General features: G+C 71.5%; 9 protein-coding genes. 7 read left to right on the forward strand and 2 right to left on the reverse strand.

The window, feature by feature from the left end:
• Together GJ633_RS12575 and btuC are read right to left on the reverse strand one after the other, a co-directional pair.
• Positions 1-1027: ATP-binding cassette domain-containing protein (locus GJ633_RS12575; RefSeq protein WP_321169072.1), on the reverse strand; the 1027-nt coding region annotated here is incomplete at its 3' end.
• 104 nt (positions 1028-1131) lie between these two features.
• Entirely contained in the window at positions 1132-2274 is a 1143-nt protein-coding gene (gene btuC, locus GJ633_RS12580) for a vitamin B12 ABC transporter permease BtuC (protein WP_156589107.1), read from the reverse strand.
• A gap of 62 nt (positions 2275-2336) precedes the next feature.
• On the opposite strand from btuC, the gene GJ633_RS12585 reads away from it, so the two are divergent.
• From GJ633_RS12585 to pfdA, 7 genes are all read left to right on the forward strand, one after another.
• Entirely contained in the window at positions 2337-3515 is a 1179-nt protein-coding gene (locus GJ633_RS12585; RefSeq protein WP_156589108.1) for a PGF-CTERM-anchored ABC transporter substrate-binding protein, read from the forward strand.
• A gap of 52 nt (positions 3516-3567) precedes the next feature.
• Complete coding sequence (locus tag GJ633_RS12590) at positions 3568-4686, forward strand: M20 family metallopeptidase (protein ID WP_231741356.1); 1119 nt, start codon at positions 3568-3570, stop codon at positions 4684-4686.
• Positions 4687-4745: 59 nt separating this feature from the next.
• Positions 4746-4898 (forward strand): 50S ribosomal protein L39e, encoded by a 153-nt coding sequence (locus tag GJ633_RS12595; protein ID WP_004050128.1) that lies wholly within the window; start codon positions 4746-4748, stop codon positions 4896-4898.
• A complete protein-coding gene (locus GJ633_RS12600) occupies positions 4899-5177 on the forward strand; it encodes a 50S ribosomal protein L31e (RefSeq protein WP_156589109.1) in 279 nt (92 codons plus the stop codon).
• Between the two features lies 1 nt (position 5178).
• A complete protein-coding gene (locus tag GJ633_RS12605) occupies positions 5179-5844 on the forward strand; it encodes a translation initiation factor IF-6 (protein WP_321169071.1) in 666 nt (221 codons plus the stop codon).
• 230 nt (positions 5845-6074) lie between these two features.
• Positions 6075-6251, forward strand: coding sequence for a 50S ribosomal protein L18Ae (rpl18a, locus tag GJ633_RS12610; protein WP_156589110.1), 177 nt, complete (start codon positions 6075-6077; stop codon positions 6249-6251).
• Entirely contained in the window at positions 6251-6709 is a 459-nt protein-coding gene (pfdA, locus tag GJ633_RS12615; RefSeq protein ID WP_156589111.1) for a prefoldin subunit alpha, read from the forward strand. Before rpl18a ends, pfdA begins: the two co-directional genes overlap by 1 nt.
• The last annotated feature ends 176 nt before the right edge of the window (positions 6710-6885 follow it).

Consider the following 6885-nt stretch of genomic DNA (forward strand, 5'->3'; position numbering starts at 1 on the left):
GCGGTGACGGCGTCGGCGTCCGCGTCGCGGCGGTGACCGCGGCCGCGCCGCCGGCGGGGAGGACGCCCGCAGAGAGGTCGCACCCGGCCGCGGCCAGACGGGCGAGCACACGGGCGGCGGTCGCCCCAGCACCGACGACGTGCACGTGGGTGGCGGCACCGTCGTCGTCCGTGGTATCGCCGTCGGCGGCGGGGGAGACGCCGGTCGCGTCGGCACCGGTCGCGTCGAACGCGGTGACTGCCGGCATCCCGGTGGCCGGGTTACGCCCGACGAACGCCTCGGCGTTGAAGGCCGTCCGGAGCGCGTCGACGGTCAGCACCGACTCGGGCGGTCCCGCGGCGTAGACCCCACCGTTCGCGAGGAGGACGACCGCGTCGCAGAAGCGGGCGGCCAAATCGAGGTCGTGGATCGCCGCGATCGCCCCCCGTCCATCGTCGACGAGGTCGCGGACGAGGTCGAGGGTCTCGACGGCGTGGTGCACGTCGAGGCTCGCGGTGGGTTCGTCGAGCAGCAGCGCCGGCGTCTCCTGGGCCACCGCCCGCGCGAGCAGGACGCGCTTCCGCTCTCCGCCCGAGACCGCCGTGATGGGACGGTCGGCGAACCGCGCGACGCCGGTGGCCTCCATCGCCCGCCGGACCGCACGGTCGTCGTCGGGGCCGTACCCGTCGAAGCGCCCGAGGTGAGGAGTTCGTCCCATCTCCACGACGTGCTGTACCCGGAAGTCGAACGCGAGGCTCGTCTCCTGGGGCACGCTCGCGACCCGCCGCCCGCGCTCGCGGGCGGACAGGGTAGACGCGGGGTCGCCGCCGATGCGGATCGCCCCGGCGTCCGGTTCGACCGCGCCCTTGATCGCCCGGAGGACCGTCGTCTTGCCGGCGCCGTTCGGGCCCACGAGTCCGACGAGCGACCCGCGCTCGACGCGGAGGTCGACGCCGGAGACGACCGGCACGTCGCCGAAGGAGACGGCGAGGTCACGAACCTCGACGAGCGGGTCGTCGCCGTCGGCGACGACCGTCGATCCCGCGATGTCCGCCGTCGACCCGTCGCCGTCGGTACTCGCGTCCGAGTCGCTGGCGGAGGCGGACCGGCGGTCGACCGCGACCCTCTCGCCGTCGGGTGTGGTCGTCGGGGTCACAGCTCGTGCACCTCCCGCTTCGTGAGCAGGTAGACGAAGAAGGGAGCGCCGACCGCGGCGGTGACGATACCGACGGGCAGCTCGGCGCTCCCGGAGCGGGCGACCGTGTCGGCGGCGACGAGGAACGCCCCGCCGGCGAGCGCGGCCGTGGGGAGCAGCACCCGGTGGTCGGGGCCGACGACGAGCCGGAGCATGTGCGGGACGATCAGCCCGACGAAGCCGATGACGCCGGCGAAAGCGACGCCGGCCGCCGTGATCAGCGCGGAGGCGCCGAGCAGGATCCGCTTCGTGCGCTCGACCGCGATCCCGAGCCCGCGGGCCTCCTCCTCGCCGAGCAGCAGGACGTTGAGGTCCCGGGCGTAGACGAGGAGCAGGACGAAAAGCGGCGGCACGACGAGCGCGGTCGCGGTCACGTCGCTCCACCCGGCGCCGGAGAGGTGGCCCATCAGCCACGCCACGACCCGGCGGAGCGACTCACCGGCCTGTAGCTGGAGGTACGACACGACCGCGCCGAGGAACGTCTGGACCGCGACGCCTGCCAAGAGCAGCGTCGCCACCGGCGTCCGGCCGTGGCTGGTCGCGATGGCGTACACGCCGAAGGCGGCGGCGAGCGCCCCGACGAACGCGAAGAGGCTGATACCCGCGCCGTGCGGAATCCCCACGTCGACGGCTCCGACGACGGGGAGCGCGACGGTCGCGGAGAGCGCGGTCGGGAAGACGATGAACGCGACCGCGCCGACGGCCGCGCCGGAGGAGACGCCGATGATCGACGGGTCCGCCATCGGGTTCCGGAAGAACCCCTGCATCACGGTGCCGGCCGCCGCGAGCGCGAACCCGACGAGCGCGGCGAGCAGGATCCGCGGGAGCCGGACCCCGACGACGATCCGCTGGTGTACGTCGTCGACGGGGAACGCGAACGGCGAGCGGTACGTGAGCTCCGCTCCCGGCAGCGTGAGCGGCCCCGTTCCCGGCGAGGTCGTCTCCACGCCCGCGGGGACCGCGAGCGCGTTCAACACCGCCTTCGCGACCTCCACGGGGGGGATCCGGACCGGGCCGATCGCGGCGCTGACGACGACGACGAGCGCCAGCACCGCCGTCAGCGCCGCCGACCAGCCGGCCGAGCGTGCCCACGCGTGCATTCGACTCCAACACGACTTGCAGTAGGCAAATACTTATTGGGTCCGTCCCGTCAGTCGACCCGATGCGAGACAGCTTCGCGGTCGTGCTGGCCGCGCTCGCGGTGACCGCCCTCGTGGGCGGCGTCGCGGGTCCGGTCGCGGGAACACAGCCGGCGGGGGGTGACGCGACGGAATCAGCGAGTCCGATCCAACCGGTCGGTCCGACCCAGACGGACGCGGGCGGCTCGGCGTCCGCCCAGACGGACGGGACGGAGTCCTGTGGGTTCCCGCTCGAAGTGACCGACGCGACCGGTGAGACGATCACCCTCGACGAGCGGCCGGAGCGGATCACGACGATAAACCCCTCCGCGGCGCAAACGCTGTGGGAGATAGGGGCGCGGGATCGGGTGGTCGGCGTGAGCCAGTACGCGTCCTACCTCGACGGCGCCGAGACGCGGGCGAACGTCTCCGCGGAGTTCGGCGCGAGCGTCGAGCGGGTGGTCGACACGGAGCCCGACCTCGTGCTGGCGCCGAACGCGTCGGCGGGCGACGTCGAGGGACTGCGCGACGCCGGCCTGACCGTCTACCACTTCCCGGCGGCCACCTCGGTCGACGACATCGCCGAGAAGACGGAGACGATCGGGCGGCTGGTCGGCGAGTGCGAGGCCGCCGCCGAGACCAACGCGGAGATGCGCGCCGCCGTCGCGGACGCCGCGAACCGAACCGAGGGGTACGATCGACCGGACGCGCTGTACCCGCTCGGTGACGGATTCGTGGCCGCGAACAACACGTTCATCGACGAGATCATGCGGATCGGCGGCGTCGACAACGTCGCGGCCGCCGAGCACGAGGGGTACCCGCAGCTCTCGAACGAGGTGATCCTCCAGACCGATCCCGAGCTGATCCTCGTCACCGACCCCGAGGCGCCGATCCTCGACGAGGAGCCGTACGCGAGCACGACGGCGGGCGTCGAGGGGAACTACGTGGTGATGAACGGCAGCTACCTCAACCAGCCCGCCCCGCGAAGCGTGATCGAGTCGACCGACACGCTCGCGACCGCGGTCGTGGCGATGCAGTCGGGAGACGAAGGCGAACGGACGGGCGACGGCGGCGGAACCGACGGTGCCGACACGACCGACGGTGCCGACACGACCGACGGTGCCGACACGACCGACGACACCGGCGCGGCGGCACCCGGCTTCGGGGTCGTCGCAACCCTGCTCGCGGCGGTTGCGGTCGGGCTGCTCGCGCGCCGCGCGTGAACGTCCACGACGCGTCACCGACACTTAACACCGTGACCGGCCGAGGAGACGTATGCGCGAACTCGTCGAGCTGACCGAGGAGCTCGTCTCGATCCCCTCACACGAAGACGAGACGGCCGCGGGCGACGCGGTCGAGGAGTGGCTCCGGGCGGAGACCGACGCGGTCGTGGAGCGCGACGCCGCCGGCAACGTGCTCGCTCGCGCGGGCGCGACGGGCGACCCCGACGCGGACACCCTCGCGCTCGTCGGCCACCACGACGTCGTCCCCCCGGCCGAGCGACAGACGACCGGCGAGGGCACCGAGGGGGAGTACGTGATCGAGCGCCGCGGGGGCCGGCTTCACGGCCGGGGGACCGCCGACATGAAGGGAGCGCTCGCCGCCTGCCTGCTCGCCTTTCGGGACGCCGAGCCGCCCGCGGACCGCGAGCTCGCGGTCGCCTCGTTCGTCGGCGAGGAGGCCGGCGGCGAGGGGTGCGCGCCACGCGATCGAGCACGGGTTCGCCCCCGATCACGCGGTCGTCGCCGAGGGGTCGACCGGCTACTCGGGGCCGGGCGCACCGACGTCGCGGTCGCCCACCGCGGGCGGCGCGCCTCGACGCTCGTCGCGCGCGGGACCGCGGCGCACGCCTCCGAGCCCGAGGCCGGCGAGAACGCGATCTACCGCGCCTGCGACGCGATCGATCTCGTCCGCGAGGTCGACGTTCCGGAGGCGACCGTCGTCGGTCAGTCCGTCGCCGGCTCGATCGCGGTCACGGTCGTCGACGGCGGCGAGACGTGGAACGTGATCCCCGAGCGCTGTGAGGTGACGATCGACGAGCGCACGGTGCCGGACGGACGGGCGGACCTCGGGGGCGTCGCCGCCGCCGTCGACGGCGTCGAGTGGACGGTCGACCAGGACCTCCCGCCGATGGCCTGCCGCGACCAGGCGTTCGCGGCGGCCGCGCTGGCGGCCGCTCGCGAGGTCCACGCGGACCGCGGGCTCGCCGCGCCCGAACACGTCACCAAGCCGCACGCCACCGACGCCGGGTGGCTCGCCGACGCGGGGACCGACTGCGTCGTCTGCGGCCCCGCCGAGCCCGGCGAGGCGCACACCGACACCGAGAGCGTCGGGATCGACGTTCTCGACCGCTGTTATCGGATCTACGCGCGACTCGCCGAACGAGAGTGGTAGGCCGTCCGTGCGGCGGTATGGAAGGGGTTTTATGCGCCCCGGGGGAACTGTGGCCCACTATGGGAGACAAATCGAAGGCGCAAAAGAAGCGTCTGGCGAAGGCGGAGCGCCAGAACACCCGCGTCCCGGCGTGGGTCATGATGAAGACCGACATGAACGTCACGCGAAACCCCAAGCGGCGCAACTGGCGCCGGAACGACCTGGACGAGTAGATGTCGACGAGCGACTTCGAAGAGCGGGTCGTCACCGTCCCGCTCCGCGACGCCAAGGACAAGCCCGTCCAGCAGCGCGCCGACTACGCGGTGAAGATCGTCCGGGAGCACCTCGCGAAGCACTTCTCCGTCGACGAGGCGGACGTCGTCCTCGACAGCTCGGTCAACGAGGCCGTCTGGGCGAACGGGCGGCAGAACCCGCCGAGCAAGCTCCGCGTTCGCGCGGCCCGGTTCGTCGAGGACGGCGAGCCGGTCGTCGAAGCCGAGTACGCCGAGTAACGTGTTACGGGCGACCTTCACCGGCTCGTCGTACGTGGGCGTCTTCGCTCGCGCGATCGACGACCTCCTGTTGGTCCGACCGGACGTCGACGAGGATCTCGCCGACGCCCTCGGCGAGGAGCTCGGTGCGGAGCCCCTGCTCACGACGGTTGGCGGCTCGAACACCGTCGGCGCGCTCGCGACGGGCAACGAGAGCGGCGTCCTCGTCTCCCCGCGCGCGACCGACCGCGAGCAGTCGCGGATCGCCGAGGCCGTCGACGCGACGGTCGCCGAACTCCCCGGCCAGATCAACGCGGCCGGCAACGTCGTCCTCGCGAACAACTACGGCGCCTACGTCCACCCGGACCTCTCCCGGGAGGCGGTCGTGACGATCAGGGACGCCCTCGAGGTGCCCGTGGTCCGCGGCGATCTCGGCGACGTCCGGACCGTCGGCACCGCCGCGGTCGCCAACGACGCCGGCGTGCTGTGTCACCCGCAATCGGCCGAGTCGGAACTACAGGACGTCGAGGAGGCGCTCGACGTCCGCGCCGACCTCGGGACGGTCAACTACGGCGCCCCGCTCGTCGGCTCCGGGCTCGTCGCCACCAACGAGGGGTACGTCGTCGGCGAGGAGACCACCGGCCCCGAACTCGGCCGCATCGAGGAGACGCTCGGGTTCATCGACTGATTCAGGCGGCTCCGTCGATTAATCTGGGCTCTCGATTGATCTGGGCGTTTCTCACGCCCGGTCGACCCGAGCGCGACCGAGGCGCCTCGTACACGATCGAAGGCTCGAACGACTAGCGGTACTTAAATCGACAGAGACGTCTCAGAACGGTTGATAACCCTCGATCCGGCGGATCGTTCCGACTCCGTCTTTTAGGAAGATACTTCCCTGTCCCTGCCGGATCGGGGAACATGAGTACCTACACGGTGAGTGGACGGTTCCAGAGTCGAGACGGCGACCAGCCCTTCACGAAGGAGGTCGAGGCGGAGAACGAGGATCTCGCCCGCGAGCGGGTGTACACCACGGTCGGGAGCCAGCACAACCGCAAGCGCACCCAGATCGAGATCGAGGAGGTGTCCGCGGCATGATGGACGGCGGACAACAGCAGCTCCAGCAGCTCTCACAGGAGCTGCAGGTGCTCGACGAGGAGATCGAAGCGCTCGAAGCCGAGATCGCCGAGTACAAGCAGGAGAAGTCGGATATCGACGAGGCCATCGAGGCCATCGAGACGCTGGAGACGGGGTCGACGGTGCAGGTCCCGCTCGGCGGCGGTGCCTACGTTCGCGCCGAGGTCCAGGACATCGACGAGGTCGTCGTCTCGCTCGGCGGCAACTACTCGGCCGAGCAGGAACAGGACGACGCCGTCGACGTGCTCCGCCGCAAGCAGGACGCGCTCGACGATCGGATCGAAGAGACCCAGGAAGAACTCGACGAGGTCGCGTCCGAGAGCGAGGAGCTCGAACAGCGGGCCCAGAAGATGCAACAGCAGATGCAACAACAGCAGATGCAGCAGATGAAAAAGATGGACAAAGACGACGGGGAGTGAGTAGTCAACCGTGTTCGACGGACTGAAAGACAAGCTCTCGGGCTTCCGGAAGGACGTCGAGGATACCGCCGAGGTCGAGGCCGTCGACGCCGACGAGGACGCGGCCGCCGAGTCCGACGAGTCACCCGAGTCCACGGCGGTCGAGGCGGCCGACGCGGCTGACGCCGCCGACGCGA

The sequence above is a fragment of the Halorubrum sp. CBA1125 genome (assembly GCF_009742825.1).
Taxonomy (GTDB): Archaea; Halobacteriota; Halobacteria; order Halobacteriales; family Haloferacaceae; genus Halorubrum.

Coding starts and splice junctions, on each gene's coding strand:
- GJ633_RS12600 (WP_156589109.1), top strand. CDS start 4,899: ATGTCGACGAGCGACTTCGAAGAGCGGGTCGTCACCGTCCCGCTCCGC.
- btuC (WP_156589107.1), bottom strand. CDS start 2,274: ATGCACGCGTGGGCACGCTCGGCCGGCTGGTCGGCGGCGCTGACGGCG.
- GJ633_RS12595 (WP_004050128.1), top strand. CDS start 4,746: ATGGGAGACAAATCGAAGGCGCAAAAGAAGCGTCTGGCGAAGGCGGAG.
- GJ633_RS12585 (WP_156589108.1), top strand. CDS start 2,337: ATGCGAGACAGCTTCGCGGTCGTGCTGGCCGCGCTCGCGGTGACCGCC.
- rpl18a (WP_156589110.1), top strand. CDS start 6,075: ATGAGTACCTACACGGTGAGTGGACGGTTCCAGAGTCGAGACGGCGAC.
- GJ633_RS12590 (WP_231741356.1), top strand. CDS start 3,568: ATGCGCGAACTCGTCGAGCTGACCGAGGAGCTCGTCTCGATCCCCTCA.
- pfdA (WP_156589111.1), top strand. CDS start 6,251: ATGGACGGCGGACAACAGCAGCTCCAGCAGCTCTCACAGGAGCTGCAG.